Annotated in this window: 17 protein-coding genes; 3 read left to right on the top strand and 14 right to left on the bottom strand. The window is 49.1% G+C overall.

The genetic code is table 11. From position 1 onward, the window contains the following. Positions 1-108: 108 nt before the first annotated feature. From H6G89_RS22480 to H6G89_RS22425, 12 genes are all read right to left on the bottom strand, one after another. Positions 109-1,707: a peptide ligase PGM1-related protein gene (locus H6G89_RS22480; protein ID WP_190510596.1), complete on the bottom strand. Its 1,599-nt coding sequence runs from the start codon at positions 1,705-1,707 to the stop codon at positions 109-111. A 623-nt stretch (positions 1,708-2,330) separates the two neighbouring features. Beyond that, entirely contained in the window at positions 2,331-4,187 is a 1,857-nt protein-coding gene (locus H6G89_RS22475; RefSeq protein WP_190510594.1) for a diguanylate cyclase domain-containing protein, read from the bottom strand. Positions 4,188-5,385: 1,198 nt separating this feature from the next. Beyond that, positions 5,386-6,702 carry an aminopeptidase P N-terminal domain-containing protein gene (locus H6G89_RS22470; RefSeq protein ID WP_190510585.1) on the bottom strand — a complete coding sequence of 439 codons (1,317 nt, stop codon included), beginning with the start codon at positions 6,700-6,702 and terminating at the stop codon, positions 5,386-5,388. Between the two features lie 39 nt (positions 6,703-6,741). Further along, positions 6,742-7,512 carry an MBL fold metallo-hydrolase gene (locus H6G89_RS22465; protein ID WP_190510565.1) on the bottom strand — a complete coding sequence of 257 codons (771 nt, stop codon included), beginning with the start codon at positions 7,510-7,512 and terminating at the stop codon, positions 6,742-6,744. A 120-nt stretch (positions 7,513-7,632) separates the two neighbouring features. Then, the gene (locus H6G89_RS22460; RefSeq protein WP_190510563.1) at positions 7,633-8,247 is read right to left on the bottom strand and encodes an anthranilate synthase component II; all 615 of its coding nucleotides are present in this window, start codon (positions 8,245-8,247) and stop codon (positions 7,633-7,635) included. Between the two features lie 5 nt (positions 8,248-8,252). Further along, the gene (locus H6G89_RS22455; RefSeq protein WP_190510561.1) at positions 8,253-8,711 is read right to left on the bottom strand and encodes a diacylglycerol kinase family protein; all 459 of its coding nucleotides are present in this window, start codon (positions 8,709-8,711) and stop codon (positions 8,253-8,255) included. A 228-nt stretch (positions 8,712-8,939) separates the two neighbouring features. After that, on the bottom strand, positions 8,940-9,452 hold the full coding sequence (gene ybeY, locus H6G89_RS22450) for an rRNA maturation RNase YbeY (protein ID WP_190510558.1): 513 nt from the start codon (positions 9,450-9,452) through the stop codon (positions 8,940-8,942). A gap of 1 nt (position 9,453) precedes the next feature. After that, positions 9,454-9,675: a DUF3285 domain-containing protein gene (locus H6G89_RS22445; protein ID WP_190510556.1), complete on the bottom strand. Its 222-nt coding sequence runs from the start codon at positions 9,673-9,675 to the stop codon at positions 9,454-9,456. Between the two features lie 106 nt (positions 9,676-9,781). Next, positions 9,782-10,907, bottom strand: a protein-coding gene (prfB, locus tag H6G89_RS22440; RefSeq protein ID WP_199336877.1) for a peptide chain release factor 2 whose coding sequence is annotated in 2 segments (ribosomal slippage) — positions 9,782-10,831 and positions 10,833-10,907 — 1,125 coding nt in all. Because the reading frame shifts where the segments join, the coding sequence is not laid out codon by codon here. A gap of 455 nt (positions 10,908-11,362) precedes the next feature. Next, positions 11,363-12,364 (bottom strand): fasciclin domain-containing protein, encoded by a 1,002-nt coding sequence (locus H6G89_RS22435; RefSeq protein ID WP_190510554.1) that lies wholly within the window; start codon positions 12,362-12,364, stop codon positions 11,363-11,365. Between the two features lie 254 nt (positions 12,365-12,618). Then, positions 12,619-13,677: an N-acetyl-gamma-glutamyl-phosphate reductase gene (gene argC, locus H6G89_RS22430; RefSeq protein WP_190510552.1), complete on the bottom strand. Its 1,059-nt coding sequence runs from the start codon at positions 13,675-13,677 to the stop codon at positions 12,619-12,621. A gap of 186 nt (positions 13,678-13,863) precedes the next feature. Further along, on the bottom strand, positions 13,864-14,922 hold the full coding sequence (locus H6G89_RS22425) for a hypothetical protein (protein WP_190510550.1): 1,059 nt from the start codon (positions 14,920-14,922) through the stop codon (positions 13,864-13,866). A gap of 838 nt (positions 14,923-15,760) precedes the next feature. Here H6G89_RS22425 and ribBA point away from each other — a divergent pair. Continuing rightward, positions 15,761-17,500 carry a bifunctional 3,4-dihydroxy-2-butanone-4-phosphate synthase/GTP cyclohydrolase II gene (gene ribBA / locus H6G89_RS22420; RefSeq protein WP_190510548.1) on the top strand — a complete coding sequence of 580 codons (1,740 nt, stop codon included), beginning with the start codon at positions 15,761-15,763 and terminating at the stop codon, positions 17,498-17,500. A 92-nt stretch (positions 17,501-17,592) separates the two neighbouring features. Here ribBA and H6G89_RS22415 read toward each other — a convergent pair whose 3' ends face one another. Then, positions 17,593-18,465: an S-methyl-5'-thioadenosine phosphorylase gene (locus H6G89_RS22415; RefSeq protein ID WP_190510546.1), complete on the bottom strand. Its 873-nt coding sequence runs from the start codon at positions 18,463-18,465 to the stop codon at positions 17,593-17,595. Positions 18,466-18,681: 216 nt separating this feature from the next. Between H6G89_RS22415 and H6G89_RS22410 the strand changes: the two genes are divergently transcribed. Next, positions 18,682-19,149: a hypothetical protein gene (locus H6G89_RS22410; protein ID WP_190510544.1), complete on the top strand. Its 468-nt coding sequence runs from the start codon at positions 18,682-18,684 to the stop codon at positions 19,147-19,149. A gap of 1 nt (position 19,150) precedes the next feature. On the opposite strand, the gene H6G89_RS22405 is transcribed toward H6G89_RS22410, so the two are convergent. Continuing rightward, positions 19,151-20,623: a sensor histidine kinase gene (locus H6G89_RS22405; protein ID WP_190510542.1), complete on the bottom strand. Its 1,473-nt coding sequence runs from the start codon at positions 20,621-20,623 to the stop codon at positions 19,151-19,153. A gap of 394 nt (positions 20,624-21,017) precedes the next feature. On the opposite strand from H6G89_RS22405, the gene H6G89_RS22400 reads away from it, so the two are divergent. Next, on the top strand, positions 21,018-21,335 hold the full coding sequence (locus H6G89_RS22400) for a DUF3155 domain-containing protein (RefSeq protein ID WP_190510540.1): 318 nt from the start codon (positions 21,018-21,020) through the stop codon (positions 21,333-21,335). Positions 21,336-21,471: the final 136 nt, after the last annotated feature.

Raw genomic sequence — 21,471 nt, 5'->3', positions numbered from 1 at the left:
CGTAAATAGGGGTGGGAATTCGGGGTGCAGGGGTGGAACCCCAGGCTGGGGCAAAGCCCCCATACCCCCCTGGTTTTATTTCCAAACCCTATCTGTGAATCACAGTACTCAGTACTGCCCATTACCCCAGGTTAAAGGTGGCGTTAACGCTATTGAAGAATTTCCCTGCTCCTGCGTTTCATCGTCTAACGCTTGAACGACCTGGTTATATAGCTCCTCGGCTTGCAGGGGTGAGTTGCCGATACTGGTCAACCCTACCTTACCAAACTCCGACAGACAGCCAATCAGGTGAAATGCGTTGCCCGTCTCGCTGACACTATTGAAATGGAGACGATGGTGAGCCACGATGTCCATCAGGTCATCGGGAAGTAGCCCAATGTAGCGATCGCTCTGTAAGTTATCAGTCGCGACGTAATATTTGGGATTGCCCTTCTGGCTATAAAACAGCCCTGTGTCGAGATCGTAGTAGCCTTGAGTGAGCAGTTTGAGTGCCATAAAGGGATGGGTCGTGCCGCCCTTTCGCAGGTTAATTTCGATCGCCTGTAACTCCCAACCCCCTTCCGCATCGGGGTTAGGGATCGCCAAAAAGTCTACACTAAATCGCTCAAGTGCCCCTTTCTCGGCTAACACTTTGCCAACCCGATAACCGTAATCCTGTAACCGCATACGATAGACCTCATCTGCTGGGAAACGGCATCCCAAAAAGATTTGCCCATCGGGACCGCCTAAAATCTGGTCGTGGGTCGAGAGAATTTCTACCTTGCCATGGGGAGTAATGCGGCATTGCACACTGGGCGATCGCTTTTCTTCCCCTTCCAGAAAGGCTTCGGCGATCGCACCCAGTTCTGGGATTTTGCTGCTGAAGTTGTCCCAAGTTTCCGTGCGGCTCTGGAAGCTGAGGTTTTGAAAGTGTTGGTGTAGTGCTTCTGTACGAGCAGCAGTTGAGGCATGACCTGGAGCTACAGATTGGAGCGATCGCAAATCGAGTAGGGCATTGCCCTGTCCCGAAAAGCCCTCATTCAGCTTGATCACCATCCGTTGCAGGGTGGGTTGTCGCTCCCACAGGTCAGCGGCGACTGCGGCTAAATCAGTGGGACTTTGCACCAGATCGCTGCCATCGGGATGGGGAGTTTCTGACTCCTGAAAAATCTCTCGGCTACCGCTTTTGGTGCCCCAGTAGAGTAAATCGGGATCAAGGGCTAACAAAGGAATGCCGAGTTGCAATGACAGATCCCGTTCTAAATGAGTCGAGTTAAAACACGTAATGTAGGAGTTGTCGCAGCGCATGACCTGCCGAATTCGAGCCATCAGCCGAGGACGCTCCAGAATCTTTTGAGTCAGGGGCTTGAGCGACGAATCGTAGGTACACAGTAGCAGCAACCGATTACGGGCATGGGAGATTGGCACCCCTGGCAACAACTGCAAATAGTAATCAATGACACTGGGGTGAATTGGTTGTGATGTAACGTAGATAATCCGCGTGTTAGGGTTTCGTAACCGAATCAGCGAGAACAATAACCGTTCTTCGTAGTGGTGAATGCCAGTGACCTTGTGCAACTCTCGCTGATCGAGACTAAGCGAGGGGACTACCAATACGTCATATGCCGCTGTGTCAAACTGATCAATGCTCTGCCAGCGATCGCGCAACTGGTTCTGAAGCTGGCGAAACTGCTCCGCCTGCATTGAAGGAAGTGCTAGACTCTGCATACTTTAGTCCCACCCGCTCCAGGTCATAAGTGTTAGATATGCACATTAATATTGCTTAATCCTGGCAAGGATCAGTCAGAAGTTGAGGTTACAGCCTCGATTAGACACTCCATGCCTTACCCCTGAAAAAGCTGATTCGGCAACTGGATCAGCATTAACAGTGCGATCGCTTAAACCAAAGAATTATCAGAGATTCTACCGAGATTTCAGGAGAAACACATCCCTCTCGCGATAATAAGCTAGGGTTTATCTTGTAAAACTTAACGATTACGTGAATTCGGGATAAGGATTTCGGCGGTTAGAACCGCTGCTATCGGAGCAAAACAACCTGTGTTGGTTCGTTAAATCCTGCATTTTCCGGAGTCCGCATCGGTGGACTTCGCTCTGATAGCCGCGAATTCATTCGCCGGGCTCTTAAACCGAACTGACGTTAACGATTCAAAATATAGCTTTGGTCAGAAAGCTTCAGGCAATGGCTCAAGCCCGGATCCTGGGAAAGCTTCCTGACTCGCCTCCGCCCCATCGAATGTGGCTACGGCTATACTTCGCGATCTATTTTGAGAGCATAACGCAGAAGATAGTTAACTCAATCGCCCTGCTCAATCATCTGCATTGCTCCCCCTCTACCCCTCCTCGTGCTTACCAATACAAAACTGATCTCGCCCCTCAGCTTTCGCCAAATACAAAGCGCGATCTGCCGATAAAATCAGGGATTGATAAATTTCACCTGTGATAGGTGTCATCGTAGCCATACCCATGCTGATCGTGATGTAGCCCTTCTCAGATGACTGGTGTGGGATTTGTAGTGCTTGCAGAGCCATCTGAATCTTGTGAGCGACATAGATCGCTCCGTTTTCATCCGTGTTGGGCAGGATAATGGCAAATTCCTCACCGCCATAGCGAGCTACCAAATCCGCCGGACGCTTAACAGTCTGAGTCAGCATATGGGCAATTTTTTGAAGGCAGCGATCGCCCGCTTGGTGCCCATAGGTATCGTTATATCGTTTGAAATAGTCAACATCACACAATATCAACGTCAGTGGTTGCTGTTCTCGAATGGATCGTTGCCATTCCTTATCGAGATAAACGTCAAACTGTCGCCGATTGGCAATCTGGGTCAAGCCATCGACTTGAGCGAGACGGTGCAATTCCTGATTTAACCGAATTAGCTCGGTCGTTCGTTCTTCAACCCGTTCTTCCAGGTTTGTAAACGCTGCTCTCAGTTGATAAACCATACTGGCAAAAGCACGGGATAACTCCCCGATCTCATCGGTGCGCTCCAGTTCAACTACTTTTTCCCATTTGCCCTGAGCGATCTCCTTGGCAGTGGTGTTGAGTTGCAGCAGAGGACGGGTGAGCCATTGAGTTGTGATGAGTCCAATCAAAATTGCAACGAGCAAAGCGACAACACACGACAAAAGGGTCATTCGCGTATTTTCATGAATTTGCTCCATGAAATCGCTTTCGGGGATGACGAGAACGACAATCCAATCCAACCCATGTCCATCGTTAAACCGGACAACTTCTAAAAATTGCCGTTTATCCTCCAACATAAAGGTTGCTTGAGTCGTTGAGATATTGCTAAAGCCACCAAAGCGATCGCTTAGATAGTGAGTTGCCGCACGAATTAAGGGATTACTGCTCTGATTACCGGGCAGTAACTCAGTATTTTCGCCTCTGCCCAGCGTGATCGGTTCAATGGTCGAACTGGCAATCAACGAGCTATCCGGTTCAGCAATGAAGGCGATTCCAGATTGACCAATCTCCAGGTTTCTCAAGAAGTGATTGAGTTCTTCCGACAGAATAATATCGGTCGCACACACCGCCGAGAGTTGCCCATTTTCACGGTTATAAACCGGAATAGCCGCTGTTATGGTCGGCAACATTACATCAAAGTCGAGGTAGACCTCACTCCAGGTCGGTTTGCCTATAGCTTCTGCTGCTCGATACCAGGGGCGCGATCGCGGATCATATCTGCGGTTGCCTTTGCTGCGGAGCAATCCCCGTCGTCCGGTTGGGTCAATGTCGTAATAGCGAAAGTAATAATCGGTACTGGCGTTTGACGTCTGCACAATCAAAGCATCCCCAATTCCTCCGTCCGATCGCCCCACCCCTAAAAATGCACCATCTTCTTCACTGCCGCAATAGATCAGGTTAGTCGATGGAAAAACCTTTGCCTGTTGCCAGAGCTGATATTCTCCCTGACCTGTCAAAATATTGAGATCATTTTGCAAGAGTGAGTTTGCATTGATCTGGTTAATCACATGGGGACGTTCTACCGTCGCTTGTAATTGCTGAAGAATACGGGCGGTCAGTTCTCGACGGAGTTGTGATGCCAGGTTATTGACAGCCGATTGTCCGTTCTTGAAGGAGAGATAGCCCACTACTCCAACAACAGCAATGACCTGCACTACAAATGGAACAATGAGAACCGTTTGCAGCGAAAGCCGATTCAGACATTTTGACCATCGAAATTGCATATATCGGTAAGCAGAATCGCTCAGTTGAGACGCTATTACCGATAGAGTGCCCGTTTGTGAAAGGAGATATGTGGATAGTGGTGATAACCCTCTTGAGATTTTTGAATGGCACTCTGATTGGCTTGTCCCTCTAAGGTGAACTCGCCCCCTGTAATGCGATCGCTAAATTTAGCCCTCTTTCATCACGTTGGATGGAGAGTATTTTTCCGAAAGCCTTCCAACTTCTAGCTAGGAATGTACGCATGGAGGCTCTGCCTCCAACCGTTGCTTTAGGAGGCAGAGCCTCCGTCACTCCATTTCCAAGCAGGAGCTTGGAAACGAGGTCTGTATGAGATGTGTTTACGAAGAGAGTGACAGAAGAGGGTTAGAGTGATCAACGTTGAGTCTTAATAGTAAGCTGATGCTAACAACAGATTCTGTCTAGGATTGTGCTGCATATGCGTTTCTACTTTTCAGACATGAGTCGTGCCAGAAGGGCAATTAAGACCGGATGGATTGCAGGTTTGGTTTACAGCTTGCTTGGGACGCTTGCAATATTTTCTAGATTGAGCCTAGACCCTACTGATATCACGTCAGTCTTAATGGTCGCTCTATTATTTGGGCTAACGTTCGGCGTTTACCAGAAGCGATCGACCGCCGCGCTCGTTTTGTTTTTCCTGGGCATCACTAATGTTTTAACTCAACTTGTTATATTTTTTTTGGCAATAAGCAATCCCTTCACTCGAAGAGAGGATGCTACTATTCAACTCATCGTCACGTTGGTTCTACTATTGCCATTTGTTTACTGCTTTTGGGAAGGAATGCGTGGGGTATTGAGCTTTCATCGATTGCAACGTGCTACCTAAATAGCACAATTCGGGCGATCGCACTGACAGCTTGCTTGGTTGCTGGCTTTTATCGAGCGGTAATGGCTACCCTCAGCTTTTGTAGGTTGGCTTGAGTCTGCAAACCTCAACATTTGTGGAAGCGTTGGATTGAAGTGTGAAACCCAACTTCCAGGATATCTCATCCACGATTCTGAGGACTAAGTACAACTTGTCGTAAATAAGGGTGGGAATTTGGGGTGCAGGGGTGGAACCCCTGGTTTGGGGCGCAGCCCCCACACCCCCCTGGTTTTATTTCCAAACCCTATCTATGAAAGCAGTACTAAGTTTTCGCCTCTCAGCACTCAGCACTCAGCACTCAGTCCTTAGCACTTCTACACACCCTGGTGTTCCAGGTCGGCGATCGCCTTAGGAACAGCATCAGTTAAATTTTCATGCCCGGTCGATGTCACCAACAGGTCATCTTCGATCCGAATGCCGATGCCACGCCAACGAGCATCAACTTCGGGTTGTCCCTCAGCAGGCTTAATGTCTGGGGCAATATAGATGCCGGGTTCAACCGTGGTAATCTGCCCTGGTTCCAGGGTGTGGGCTGTTTCTCCGTGTTGATAGATACCGACATCGTGAACATCCAAGCCTAACCAGTGCCCGGTTTTGTGCATGTAAAAGGGCTTGTATTTTTCTTCCTTGATAATCTCTTCGATGTCGCCCTGCAACAGTCCCAGATCCAGCAATCCCTCGACGATGACGCGCACTGCCGTCTCATGGATCTGGCTATAGGGGTTGCCGGGATGCACCTGGGCGATCGCCTGCAATTGGGCTTCTAGCACAATCTCATACAACGCTTTTTGCTCAGCGGTAAAGCGACCACTCACCGGAAAGGTGCGGGTGATGTCGGAGTTGTAGTAGCCATAGGCGCATCCGGCATCGATTAGCAGCAACTCATTCGCCTGCATTTGCCGCGTATTTTCGGTGTAGTGCAGGATGCAGGCATTGGCTCCTGATGCGACGATCGAGGGATAGGCAGGTCCAGAGGCTCCTCGCAAGCGGAAGGTGTGCTCGATCTCCGCTTGCACCTCGTACTCGTATCGTCCGGGTTGGGCAAAGGCTCGCGCTCGATTGTGAGCATCAACGGCGATCGCCGCTGCGGTTCGCATCAGTTCCAGTTCACTGGCACTTTTGATCTGACGCAGGGCGTGCAGCGTTGGGGCGGGATCTTCCAGCGCAACGGGACCTGTTCCGCGTTTGGGATAAGTCCGCATCAACTGCTGCCAGTGTCGCAAAACCGTGTCATTAAAGGAGCGATCGCGCCCCAATCGATAAAAGATGCGATCGGCTTTTTCGAGGTATTGCGGCAGTTTCTCATCCAGTTCGCCAATGGGATAGACCACATCTGCTCCAAACTGCTCTTTGGCTGCCTCCACACCGACCCGATAGCCCGTCCAGGTTTCCCGTTCGGGGTCTTTGGGTTGCACAAACAGAATGAAGCGATGTTCTTCATGGTGCGGAGCCAGCACCGCCACCGCACTGGGTTCGTTAAACCCTGTCAGATAAAAGAAGTCACTATCCTGCCGAAAGTTGTACTCAACATCGTTGTGCATGACTGCCATTGGGGCACTGCGAAAGATCGCTGTTCCCTTGCCAATCTTTGACATCAGGGTTTCACGACGTTGAGCATACTCGGTGTGCATAGTGAAATTAGAGAGGGAATAAACGGCTTACAGCCTACGTTAAAACCTGTAGCTAAAAATTTCAATCTTCGAGCCTGTTTCGGGCAGGTCGGCTCGTCGCAACGATACTGAATCGCCATTCCGCCGCACGGGGGAGTCGGGCAGGAGTGCCAGGAACTCATCCAACGACCCGATATCGCAGGCATTGGCATCCGCTGCTTGGGTGCGATAGTGAGTGGGAATCACAATTCTGGGATTCAGCGATTGAATCGCTTGTCGGGCTTCTTGTGGCGTGTAGGCTTTTGGTCCACCCCCAACCGGAACCAGCACCACATCGGGACGACCCATGAGAATTTGTTGCTCAACGGTAATAGGAGACGCCGCACCTCCCAAATGCAGGATGGTCAACCCTCCCTGAGTCCATCGCCATGCCACATTTTGTCCAAATCGCCGCCCACCGATGCGATCGTGATCCATGCGAATGCCCTGGATTTGCAATCCCCGATACTCATAGACTCCGGGTTCTGCCAGGACTCTGGGATTGCCCGGTAACCCTTCGGTCACGCCTTCATCAAACAGACGACTGCTGATCATGACTAAATCAGCCGCAACGTTAGGAGTGCGATAGCCAGCGGTGCAACCAATCGTGCGGAAGGGATTGACCAGAATGCGCCGTCCGTCGCCTGTAAACAAGAAGCAGGTATGCCCCAGCCATTGAATCGAAACCGAGCTACCACTCTGAGCCTGAGCCGTTTGCGAGGCAACAGTGCCAAGCCCTGTGCTTGCTAACAGACCCGCCCCAGCGTACCGAATAAACTGTCGTCGTTTCATAATCTCCTCAACCGCGATCGCAAATCCAACTGTGACCCTCAGACTGCTCCAAAGGTTCCGCAAGTGTGTCGTCAATCAATTTGCAATCTATAGCTTACCAGCACTCAGCCCTCTGGTTGGTTAAGCAACGGATGCCAAGGTGCGATCGCTAATGGTGAGCAAAAAGTTTTTCAGCAACGACTTACCCAAATTGGTAAAAATGCTTTCTGGATGAAACTGCACCCCCTGGACATGGGGATAGTCGCGATGGCGCACTGCCATAATCGTGCCGTCATCTACCCAGGCTGTAATTTCAAGCACCGCTGGGCATGTCTCGCGATCGATCACCAGGCTGTGATAACGAGTCGCCGTAATCGGAGTATCGAGTCCAGCAAATACTCCTTCACCGTTGTGATGGATCTGGGAGGTTTTGCCATGCATCAACTCGGGTGCCGAGGTAATCTTGCCACCAAACACATGCCCAATCCCCTGATGTCCCAAACAAACTCCCAAAACAGGTGTTGTCGTGCCAAGAGCCTCAATCACAGTCGTAGAGATGCCTGCCTCTTCGGGACGACCGGGACCGGGGGAAATCACAATGCCATCTGGTTTCATCTGGCGGATATCATCCAGTGTGATTTGATCATTGCGATAAACGCGAATGTCTCCTGCAACGGGCAACTCACGCCCCAACTCGCCTAAATACTGCACCAGGTTATACGTGAAGCTGTCGTAGTTATCGATAACGAGAATCATAATGGCTATATCCCAAAAGTTGCTATCAACAGTGTGACCAACGGGGGCAACAACAACGAACCAGCCACCAGCACTGCGGCTAGAGCCGAAATCAAAACCGCCCCTGCGGCGCAGTCTTTAGCAATTTTTGCAAGGTCGTGATAGGTCTGCTTAACGGTCAGATCGACCACCGATTCAAGTGCTGTGTTGAGTAGCTCCATCGTTAGCACCGCACCAATCGTTAAGCCGATGATAGCAATTTCAACGCGGGTGAGTTGGAGGAAGATTCCCAAAGCGATCGCCAGGGTGCCTACTACGACATGAATGCGAAAATTGCGTTGAGTTTGAAAGGCATACTGAACGCCTGCCCAGGCATATTTAAAACTGATAGCAAGACTGGTTGCTACTCGCCATGCGTATTCACGATTGGGTTGCAGTAGCTTCGTCGGGCGAGGGGGTGTCTCTGTTGAAAGTTCTGGAGGCATAGCCAAAAGCAACGTGGAGAGTAACGATTACAGCGCGACAAGCAGGGAATTGGCATCTACAAAGACGGCTACTCAACTTGTAAAAGTCAAAGGTGAGGTGGGCATCCGTAATCAACGCCAATCAAACGGTACGAGCTAACCTATGTTACAACCAACATTGCCAAGATTAATTTTTTTTGCATTATATTTCCGACAAATTATTGTTGGATTGAGTCAAGCTGCCCTATCTTACTCGCTCTCCAAGCCAACTGTCTCCAGCAAACTGGCTTGTTGTTGCAACATTTGTGCCAGACTGTCATCGTCGGGGTGATCCCAACCGAGTAGATGAAGCAACCCATGCGCGGCTAACCACGCTAATTCTTGTTGAAGTGAGTGGTGTTGGGCGATCGCCTGCTGCTGTGCCGTCTCCACCGAGATCACAATGTCCCCCAGATACAGCGGAGAGGCATCTAGCTCATCCAGTTCTGGGTAGTCTGTCTCCAGCGCAGCAAACGCCAGTACATCGGTTGGTTTGTCAATCTGGCGATATTGTGCGTTGAAGGTTTGAATCTCAGCATCATCGGTGAGCCGCAAACTCAACTCGTATTGATTGTGAGGCGAGAAATCAGGCTTAAGCTGGTCGAGCCACCGTTGAAACCACCCTTCCCAGGTGGCGATCGCAATGAGGGGTGTGGACTCCTCAGAAAAATAGTCCTGTACGTTAACCTCAACCTGTACAGGAGTTTCGGGGATGATAGTCATATTAACGAGTGAGATACGCTAACCCCACCAGCACTGCCAACAACCCCACTGTCGTTAGGGTGAAGTGATACAGCGACTTACCTCGCTTGCGAACCATATTGCGCATAGCTAGCTTGACGTAACTGGGCTGGGGTTCGGAGTTCTGGGTAGGGAGTGGAGAATTGGGATCAGCTGGTTGTGGTTCTGTTGTAGGGAGTTGAGATTCGGCAGGTTGGTTGCTCATAGGAAGATTATTTTCGAGGGAGGCAAGGAAAGATCAAAGGCTTAGGCTTCAAGTCCGTAAGCCCTAGTGCTGTGTTACCAAACTTGTGTTAGGACACCAGGCATTACTAAACGCTGGCAGTTTCAACGAGTTGATTTTCTTGACGCAGATAGGATTGGATGAAGGGATCGAGATCCCCATTCATAACATCGGCGATCGCGGTTGTTTCGACGTTTGTCCGCAGGTCTTTAACCAACTGATAGGGGTGGAATACATAGTTGCGGATCTGGTTACCCCAGGCGGCTTCTACCATGTCACCCCGAATATCGGCGATCTCTTTTGCCCGCTGCTCCTGGGCAATGATCAACAGCTTGGCTTTGAGAATAGCAAGTGCCTTTTCTTTGTTCTGAAGCTGCGATCGCTCCTGCGTACAACGCACCGCCAACCCCGTGGGGATGTGGACGATCCGCACCGCCGTTTCTACTTTGTTGACGTTTTGTCCGCCTTTACCACCCGCACGCGAGGTTGTAATTTCCAGATCCTTTTCGGGGATGTCTAACTCCACCGACTTATCCAGAATGGGCATCACCTCAACCCCAGCAAAGCTCGTCTGTCGCTTGCCATTGGCGTTAAACGGAGAAATTCGTACAAGGCGATGGGTTCCCTTCTCAGCTTTTAGATAGCCATAGGCATAGCGACCCTCAACTTCGAGCGTGGCGGACTTCACACCCGCCTCATCTCCCTCTGAAATTTCGGCTAAATGAACCTTGTATCCGTGGTCTTCTGCCCAACGGGTGTACATTCTCAGCAGCATCTCTGCCCAATCCTGGGCATCCGTGCCCCCTGCCCCCGCGTTGATGGTTAACACCGCACCATCGTGGTCGTAGGGACCCGATAGCAACTGCTGAAGCTCCCACTGGTCGAGTTCGCGGCTCAAATGGTTGAGATTGGTTTGTGCCTCCTCAAGCAAAGCCTCATCTGACTCAAGCTCTAGCAATTCTAGAATGGCTTTGGCGTCCTCCAGATTGCTCTGCCACTGTCGAAGTTGGTCGAGGTGCGACTTGAGATCGTTCAACTCCTGCATCGTCTTTTGGGCGATCGCCTGATCCTCCCAAAACTGGGGTTGTGCTGCAACTTGTTCTAAATCTTGAATCTTGGCAGTTAGAGCAGGAATGTCAAAGATAGTCCTGGGTTTTACCCAGGCGCGCAGATAACAGTTCGATATCGCGTTTGATATCTAAAGCTTCAATCATAGGGAGATCAATGAATGGTTCTACTGTTAGGGACTGTTTCTAATTCTAATACTGATCTCGTAATCAGGCTGAAGGAGTAGGGAATGGGGAAAAGCGCGATTTATCGCGTCTGTAAGGGAATGGGGAGTGGGGAGTAGGGGAGGATTGGGAGAGTAAAACCGCTAACCTTGACCATTGACCACTGACCATTGACTATTAACCACTGACTATTAACTATTAACCACTGACCATTGACTATTAACCATTGACCATTGACTATTAACCATTGACCATTGACTATTAACCACTGACCATTGACTATTAACCACTGACTATTAACTATTAACCACTGACCATTGACTATTGACCATCAACCACTGACCATCAACCACTGACCACTGCTACAAAACCAAAAGACGCAGAGGCAAAACCTCTACGCCTTTTAGTCTAGACTAGCAATCCTTTATGCGATCGCCCTAGAAAGGACGCTGGCTGGGGCTGCTGAAACCAGGGCTGGGGCTGCTTTCGTTAGGGCTGATTGCGCTGGGGGTGCCAGTGGTAGGCAATACACCCAGATCGCCCAGTTCAGACTGAAGCTCAGAAGGCAAAATCACACGATCGACAGGATAGATCGAACCGTTGTTTGCCTGGATGTTGGTGCCAATCACCCGTGCTTCGTTCACCATCATGCCACCGCTAGTGCGATCGGTTCGCATTCTGGGGAAGTCGCTTGAGCCACTGCTGAGTGAACTGGTTGAATCTGAAAGCTGGGAAGGTGAATCAACTTCACCGACTGCGGGAGCTGCTTGCTCAGCATTTTCAGAAGCCTCACCTTCAGTAGATGCTTGGATACCTTCAAACGCATTGTCTTCAGGCACGATGTGGTAAGACAGCAACTCTACCAACAAGTCCCGGTTTTCGGGTTGTACCAGAGTCTTAATGGCTTCAGGAGGCAGTGCAGCAAATGCTTCATCGGTAGGAGCATAAACTACATAAGAACCTTCTTCACCACCCAACATCTGAACTAATCCTTCATCTTCGATGTTGGCAACTCGCAACAGAGCATTAAACAATTCAAAAGAAGAACTTTCGCTAACGATCTGATCAATGCTCATATCACCAGCAGAGCTAGGAACCTCGATTTGAGCTTGAGGCGATACGCGCTGGCTGTTGAAAGGTTGGTTGTTAAAAGGCTGGTTGTTGGAGGGTTGGTTGTTGGGCTGTTGGTTGCTGGGCTGTTGGTTGTAGGAAGGGTCGTTTGTTGTACCAGGAGTATTACCCAGGCGGTCAGTCCGAGGAGGAGTAGTGTCACCCATGTTGGAAGGACTATTGACTGAACCGGAGCTGGAACCGCTACCAGGGGCTTGGTTGCCAAGCGAGTCAACAGAGCTGGTTTGAGCAGAAGCAGAAAAACCTGCTCCAACAACAAAACTCACAGCACTGGCTAAGCCAATCAATAGCTTAAGGGAAGATTTCATAAGGTTCGACTCCGTAAAGACTAATTCTGAACTAGTTTTTAAGCTTAGGTCGCTCCTACTTCCGCTGCCTCTCCCCAGTGAAATATCTCCTGAGAAGCAAATTTCAATCTTTTTGCAACTACAGGTTCTGTCGTTACAGCGATGAAAAAAGCAGTGAAATCAGGCAAAATTACCCCTAATTTTAGGTAGGGGTATCAAGTACTTGACTCAGGTTAATCTTGACGGAGGTTACTCAGGTGAATAATGTCTCAAAGCTATGGATAAAAACTCAATTGGGGTAGTCCCAACGTTTCGCCCCATCCCATCATCAAATTGAGACACTGAATGGCTTGACTCGCCTGCCCTTTCATTAAGTTGTCGATCGCCGACATTGCGATCACTCGACCTGTTCGGGGATCAACCTCCAAGCCGATATAACAGAGATTGGTTCCAGTTGCCCATTTTGTTTGAGGATAAATGCCGCTGGGCAGAACTTTGACCCAGGGAGAGGTGCGATAAAAAGCCTGATAAATGGTTAACAAATCATCTCGAACTAACCCCGGATCGCGCATTGTGGCATAGACCGTAGCCAGGATACCCCTCACCATAGGCACCAGATGTGGCGTGAATTGCACCATAACCTCATGCCCGGCCAGGTCACTACAGACCTGCTCAATCTCAGGAGTATGGCGATGGCGTGCCACGTTATAAGCCCCCAGAGATTGGTCTGCCTCCGCCAGCAACATATTGGTTTTAGCTTGCCGTCCACCGCCTGAAGTGCCCGTCTTGCTATCAATGATGGCGGTTTCAGGAATAATTAACCCCTGCTTGAGCAATGGAGAGAGGGCGAGCAAACTGGCCGTGCAATGGCAACCTGCACAACCCACCAGTTGTGCTTCGGCAATGCGATCGCGATAGAGTTCTGGTAAGCCATAAACGGCTCTTGCAGCAACATCGTGATCCGTGCGATCGCCCCCATACCAGTCCCTATAAATTTGCAGATCAGCAAAACGATAATCCGCAGACAAATCCAGCACCCGGCACCCCTTCTGCAACAGCGTGGGTGCAATCTGGTGAGCTAACCCGTTTGGGAGCGACAAAAATACCACTTCGCAGCGATCGCCGATCTGGTCAAGATCAATTGCCTCAATCACTAAATTAGTGGCGAAGTTTAAATGGGGATAAATATCGGCAAACGGTTTTCCTGCACTGCTTTCACCACCCAGATAGGTCAGCTTGACATTTGGATGCTCTAACAGAAGGCGAACAAGTTGGACTCCTCCATATCCTGACGCTCCCACGATTCCAACTGGCACGCGCCCTAAATCACCCATAATGTCTAACCTTATAAACCTTAGTAAAGAGTATGTCGATTTGAATGAAGCAAGTGAACGAAGAATTGTCTTCTAAAAAACTCGCATTGGATCAAATTGACCCAATGCGTTAATTTATGCTGAATTGTAGTACCAAAACTCTTAGTTTTGATACATTAATTTTGCTGAGTCTACAGGCAGTTGTCCTTATGGTGTTAAAGGTTGGGGCATTTTGCTGACAACATCTTCATCAGAGGATTGTCTCTTTCTGCCCAGAGCATCGGTTTGAGTGACTCTCTCAACCAACTCTCTCCAACGCATCTTGATATAGTGCTCAAACAAAAAACTTCTCCGTTTGAACGGTGACGCTGCACACCACTGTTCATACACAGGGATTGCAACTTCCTGGAAAAATGTTTTCCATTCCGATGTGAGTTGAGCAGGAGTGGTCGCTTGAGCGCGAACATGCCCGTTTGCAACCATCGCTCTTCGCAACGCTGCATCATCCCGAAGGCGTTTTAAGGATGCGATGGTTTGTTCTAGAGAAGTGACTTCCAGGTAGTCCAGGTCACTCTTGCGTTCTGCCTGGAAAGATGTTTCCCGTCCGAGAATCGCTGGGATGCCAGCGTGCCATGCGTTATAGAGCTTTAATGCAGGTTTGTAGGTAAAATCCTGGTTCTCAAAATGGCGCACTGCTACGATCGCATCGACATCTCGATAATCGTTCCACTGTTCTGGCTCGACAACCCGCCACGATAACCCCAATGATTGGACTATTTTCTCCCATTGTTCGTCCCTTAGCTCAGGGGCTAAGTTGCCGCGCAAACCAAAGTAGGCAATATTCTCGAAGCGATCGCCCCGCTCAGGATCCCGTGGAATCAACCCAGTCTGTCGCCAATGCGGAATGAAGTGATAACCCGCTCGAACATCATTTGGATTCAGAACAACATGGAGTTGAGCGTAAGGATGGGGATCATAATTTGCTTTGTAGCAAATCATTAACAACTTGGAATTCGGTTGCTGATGAAACGGAAACGAACGACGATGAGCAACCACAATGCCTTCTGTAGGCATCTCTGTAACCAATTCACACGGAAAACCGGCGTCTTTCAGGTACAGATAGGTTTGAATGATGCTGGCATACATACCAAAGGTGACTTGACCGGGTACGTTGTAGTACCAATATTGATCCGCAACCATCGGCATATCTTTGTGCCACGCCTTCTTGGGATAGAAGAAGTAGATTGGAGGGAAATTGCTTTTCATGGGAATTTATAGGGGGGGTAGTGGTTTATGGGGGAAGAAGCCGATTAGGTACAAACATGAGAAACCTCAATTTGAGAGTGATGAACAGTTTTAAGGTGCAGCAATATGCTCAAACTACCTTGGTTGAAGGCGGTTTGAGCAGCAAACTAAATTGAAGAAATATCTCCAAAAAAGAAATATGTCACTATCCAACGCTGCTCTTGAATAGTGAGAATGGGAGCAAGTAGCTTAAGTAGAGCTTACGTATTTTCTCTTAAAGACGTTATAAGCACTACATAAAGTTTGTGTTAAAAGAAACCTTAGCTGCGGGATGTACTCAGTAGTGCTATAGAGATTCCAACTGAGACAGGAACAGGTGCAGAGGTTCCACCCTAGCTGATTGGGGACTTTGAGTCTTTGTCAGGTGTCCTAAACCCAACCAGAACACTTGTACTGGGCACCGATGCGAAGCGCGCCTTTGGGTTAAGCAAAACACCGTCTGCTAAGGCGTTTGGGGAAGACTCCCCCAATGCCTGGTTTTTACATAGTGGAAACAACCCTGCATCACATTTAGAAGGAAGCAGAGATCTACGTACACAGTAGCTTTTTAAGGGGGCAAGGGAGGATCAAAGTTTTAGGCTTCAAGTGCGTAAGTCCTGATGTGAATTTGGTAAGGCGGTTTACGAAACGTCTCTACAGCGATAGTAAGTTTTCGAGAATCATATCTACGTTTAACAACGCCAACGATTGATTCAACCCTATACTTCTCCCTATAAAACCGCTGATTGATAATGGAGCAAGCTAAAATTAATTCTTAAGTTTAGATAACTTTACAACTGTTACTGATTGGGCACTTACCGTGGAACCACTTCACTCCAGCGGGGGAACTGACTCCAGCTCCTCGACTCCAGTATTTGAGTTTGATTCAATTGATGCGGCTCTTGCCGATCTCAAGGCGGGGCGTGCGATTGTTGTCGTCGATGACGAAAATCGCGAGAACGAGGGTGACGTCATTTGTGCAGCTCAATTTGCCACACCCGACATGATCAATTTCATGGCAGTGGAAGCACGGGGGTTGATTTGTTTGGCGATGACGGGCGATCGCCTCGATCAACTTGACCTGCCTCTGATGGTAAGCAACACCAAAGAGGACGAAAGCGAACAAACTGCCTTTACGGTCAGCATTGATGGTGCGCTTCACCTCGGTGTCACAACAGGTATCTCGGCGGACGATCGCGCTCGCACCATTCAAATCGCAATCAACCCCAACAGTCGCCCAGAAGACCTGCGTCGTCCCGGTCACATCTTCCCGCTGCGTGCCAAGGATGGCGGAGTTCTCAAACGGGCTGGGCACACCGAAGCAGGGGTCGATCTGGCTCGACTGGCAGGGCTTTATCCGGCAGGGGTGATTTGCGAAATTCAAAACCCGGACGGGTCTATGGCACGCTTGCCCCATCTGGTTGAATATGCCAGACGCCATCAACTAAAGCTGATCAGCATCGCTGATCTGATTAGTTATCGCCTACAACATGAACGGTTTGTCCAGCGTGAAGCGGTGGCAGACTTACCGACTGAGTTTGGTCATTTCAAGGTCTACGCCTATCGAAATTTGCTCGATCGCTCTGAACACCTGGCGATCGTTAAAGGGGATCCCGCTATGTTTCAAGACAAACCTGTGATGGTGCGGGTTCACTCCGAATGTCTGACAGGCGATGCTTTGGGTTCTCTGCGCTGTGATTGTCGGATGCAGCTACAGGCAGCCCTCAAAATGATTGAGAATGCCGACCAGGGAGTGGTCGTCTATTTGCGACAAGAAGGGCGAGGCATCGGCTTGGTCAACAAGCTCAAAGCCTACTCTTTACAAGACATGGGGTTGGACACCGTAGAAGCAAATGAGCGGTTGGGCTTTCAAGCGGATCAGCGCAACTACGGCATTGGTGCTCAAATTCTTAACGATCTGGGCGTTAAAAAATTCTGCTTAATTACCAACAATCCACGCAAAATCGCAGGTTTAAAGGGTTACGGCTTAGAGATGGTCGATCGGATGCCGTTGTTAATTGAGGCAACTCCCTACAACGCGGACTATCTGGCAACTAAAGCCCAGAAGCTAGGACATCTGCTATTGCAGACTTATCTCGTGACCTTGGCAATTCACTGGCGAGATGAACCCAAGTCTGTGACAGAACGCTATGAGCGATTGGAGAAGCTGCGGCATTTAGCCAAGAGCCATGACTTGCTGCTGCAAGAAGAAGCACGCCCTGTGGCGATCGCCCTATTCAGCAAATCGTCTCTCAAGGTTCACCTGGGCTTCGATCAGCCCAATATGGTTACCGCTGATTGGTATCAACAGCCCGATCACCCGTGTGTCAAGGCAATCGCCCAAATTCTCGATCACCTCGCCAACTGGCAAACCCTTGAGCAGATTGAATTCTTGGTGTCACCTGGTAGTGATCCGCTTGTCAACTTACAAGTTCAACTCGATCGCCAGGTCTTTCACCTGGACAACTCCGCAACCAATACGGTCAAACCATCCAATGTGTGTGAAAATCTGGAAACCCAGCGTATCTACGTTTTCTCCAGGCACACACTTAATGAGTAATCAGGCAAAAGTCCTGAGTGCTGAGACGAAGTAGGGATGGGGGATGTGAGCGTGTATCTCTATTACTCCATCCCTCAGTCCTCATCACTTGCTTACACGTACTTCTGCAACAACAAACTCAGCTTTTCCTTAGTTGCAGCAGGTACTTTGTCCAACGGAGTCAAGATCGCATACTTCAAAGCCGAGTGCGCATCGGAGATCGGCGGATTGTCGTTGAGCCGTCGCACCGTTTCGCGAATCACCCGTTGAGCATTCACCGCGTTCTTCATCAAGTTGCCAATCACCATCTCAACCGTCACACTATCGTGATCCGGATGCCAGCAATCGTAGTCTGTGACTAACGCTAATGTTGCATAGGCAATTTCTGCTTCGCGTGCCAGTTTGGCCTCCGGTAGATTAGTCATGCCAATAATCGTGGCACCCCAACTGCGATACAGATTTGACTCTGCTTTTGTTGAAAAGGCTGGACCTTCCATGCAGACGTAAGTTCCACCCCGATGAAGTGTCACGTCAGGCAACTCCAAAGAAGCGATCGCATCTGCCAGGACTGATGCCAACTTGCCACAAACCGGATCACCAAAGGCAATATGCGCCACGATACCATCACCAAAAAAGGTGGAAATGCGATTCTTGGTACGATCAATAAATTGATCAGGCACAACCATGTCCAGGGGTTTGGCTTCTGCTTTGAGCGACCCTACGGCTGATGCAGAAATCAGATACTCAACCCCCAGGCTTTTCATCGCGTAGATATTCGCTCGAAAGGGCAACTCCGAGGGCATCAAATGGTGGTTGCGTCCATGTCGGGCTAGAAAGGCGACCGAGACACCGTCTAATGTTCCTAAAATCAATGCATCGGAAGGAGCACCAAAAGGCGTATCAATCTGTACCTCCTTGACATCTTTCAGTGCCTCCATCTTGTACAGACCGCTTCCACCAATAATTCCAATTTTTGCTTCAGCCATGATGCCCTTTTATCCGTTCCCTGTTGATCTGTTGCAGCAGTACCAAAACATCCATTCCTGAAAATTGCACGCAGCCATTGTACGGGAAAAACCTCAGTTACAAAGAAATGTTGAGTAATGTAAATGAGAGTTGTAAAAGATCGGAATTATTACGGAGTTCGGTAGAGCTTCCTGAATATTAAGTTAGATTAACTCTCTAGTCCAGCCTCACACCCTATGAACAGCACCCTAGAACAGCACATTCGCGAAGCCGATGGTCGGTATTTAACTGATTTAGAACTGCGATCGCTCGAAGGTTATGCCCAGTCCTATCAACTCCGTTCAACGGCTTACTCCCTGCTCTGTGAAAGGTCTGAATCTTTAATTCAACAAGTTTTAGACAGATTAGCCACTACAGAATCAACCGTCATTCGCGAACACGGTGAAACCTGTCGGCGAGATATGACCTATGTGTTACGTTCGATCGCCCTTGCTGTTCTTAGAGATGACGATCAAGGGTTTCGTGAACAGCTGATTTTATGGATGCAAAACATCATGATGGCACTGCGAAAAGAAGCGCAATCCGCCAGAGCCTATCAATATCTTCAGGAAATCATTGCTCAACAACTGCCCACCGATTGTGCCAACCTGATTAACCGAAATCTGCAAGAGTTTATTCAGGCTCTAAACCTGGGCTTGCAATAGATTAGAGCGTTGGCGAAGGCACGGTTGATGTGGGCAGTGTCGTTGGAAACCAAACCACAACCATCGTGCCAGGATGATCAGCCGTGGTTGCTATTTCAAATGGACTGGGGATTGGGCTAGTCGAGGCAGGACTAAACACCTGAATAGTGCCTCGCATCTGGCGAACCAAATCGCGGGCGATCGCCAAGCCTAACCCCGTTCCAGGAATATCTGTACTTGCCTGCACTCCCCGATAGTGTCGTTCAAACAAGTGGTGCTGATCTTCAACTGGAATTCCCGGACCTGTATCCGCGATTGCAATCGCCTGCCCTATTTCATCTCCCATCGTTTCCTGGCTGATCCAGATGTAAACCGTTCCTTCAGGTGGCGTGTATTTCAAAGCATTGTCAATTAAGTTGCTCAACACTTCCCGCAATGCCCGACGATCGACTGCAATCGGTATTAATGTGGCTGGAAGATTAATATGCAGGTTCAGGTGTCGATCTTGAGCGATCGCTCTAGCTGAATCGAGCAAGGGCTGCAATACTTCACCCAAATTGTGGGGCGTTAACTCAAGCTGAGCCCCCGTCAAAAAATGAGTACTGGGTAGCAGTGGTATGGGTTTAGACATGGGTTTAGACAATGCCGCTGCTTTTGCCTGTTCAGCCAATTGCTGCTCTAAAGGTGACGTGGGATTGAGTGTTGGAGTTTGCCCAGGTTGCAACAAGGGCAACAGGTCTGCTTCCCCTAGATCGATCGCCACATCAAACTGTCGCAAAAGCTCTTGCAGGCGATCGCTCTCACGCACAATTCCAGTCGCCGCGTCCCGGTTAGGGTCATTGGGGCGCAACCGCCGTAATAACAGCTTGCCAAAGGTTCGCAAAGCGGTTAAGGGATTACGAAATTGGTGCAACAAATCATCCAAAATGTCGTGTTGCTGAGCTTGCAACAATCGCTGTTGTTGTAGGTCATGATCCAGCCATTGCGATCGCTGATCCAAAACACACGCCAGGGATAGGGTGGTGGCAATTCGCTCGATTTGGGCTCGTTCGCGATCGCTCCAACTGCGGTCTGATCGGGCTGTTACAAGCAAACCCATCACCACTCCTTCATGAATCAGCGGCAACATCACATGCTGCGAGACTCGCATCCGGGTGGCATCGGGAAAGTCAGCGGCAGGTTCATCAGAAGCAGGTAGGGCCGGAAGTTGGGATGATTGGAGTTCATCTGTCTCCAGATTCGCCTCGGAAGCCAGCAAGCGTAAATTTGTGCTTGTCCAATCCTTCCTGCCTGACAATAGAGAGAGCACCTGATCTGCCTCCCAATTGAGAGCAATCTCTGGATAAGCCACGATTGGCACTAATTTGGTGCCCATTGTTTCAGAGAGGTCTTGAGTCAGGTAAACCACGCTCAGGGAAGCCCCTAACCCCTGTGTCAGGATGGCTACCTGCGATCGACACAGGATCAAGAACTCAGAACTCGTGGACATGAGCATGGAAAACCCGATTTAAGCTAGAGAGTCTAGACTAACCCAGTGATTGCCAGGAACCTATTATAAAAAATTATAAATTTCTCATTCTCTGTTTGTTTGAACAAGATTTTCGATTTCTTAATCTTTATTTCCGTGCAACTTTACGGTATTTTTACGAAGGTGCAATTGAAAACTATTCCCCCAATAGCTTATCAATTGCCTATGATGTATATATGAGAATGATTTCAGCCTCCTCAAAGGTTAATCTCAAATTCTAGGCTCCTTAAGGTTCGCTTTAGATTTTGTATCGATAATTTAAAGGAAGTTGAAATTCTAAATTCAAGCCGATATACTTTGCACGGTTTGTTTATTTTGTAACTAGGGTTACACCTATTTGTAGAGACAGGAGGTAAGGAGGTTGGCAAGGAGACGGAAGCGTAAAAGTCGTCGTCGCCTCGAAGGGCGTAGAATTCTAGAGTCAGTGCCCCAGTTCAGCATTGAGTGTGGTGAAGAAAAGCCAGTTACGGCTGCTCGCAATTTTATCCGTGCTGAAGGTATTCTGCCACCAGCATTGTTGTTGGTTAAGCGGAATGAGCACACCACCGATCGATATTTCTGGGCAGAGAAAGGGCTTTTTGGTGCCCAATATGTTGAGGAGAATCATTTCCTGTTCCCCAGTTTGCGTGTTCAGGAAGATGATCCAGCCGTACTGCCAATGGCAATGGCTAGCCGTTGATATTGGCTCAATGACGTTTAATTTTCATGCGCTACGTGTGTAAATCATGTTGTGTATGAGAGTTGGATAGCTGGTAATGCACGCTTCTCAGCGAAAGTTTTACAACTTTTGTCGAATGCTTTTAAAGAGACGACGA

The organism is Oscillatoria sp. FACHB-1407 (assembly GCF_014697545.1).
Lineage (GTDB): Bacteria > Cyanobacteriota > Cyanobacteriia > Elainellales > Elainellaceae > FACHB-1407.
Note: the sequence above shows the minus strand (reverse complement) of the source record. Positions and strands in the feature narration are given on the sequence as shown.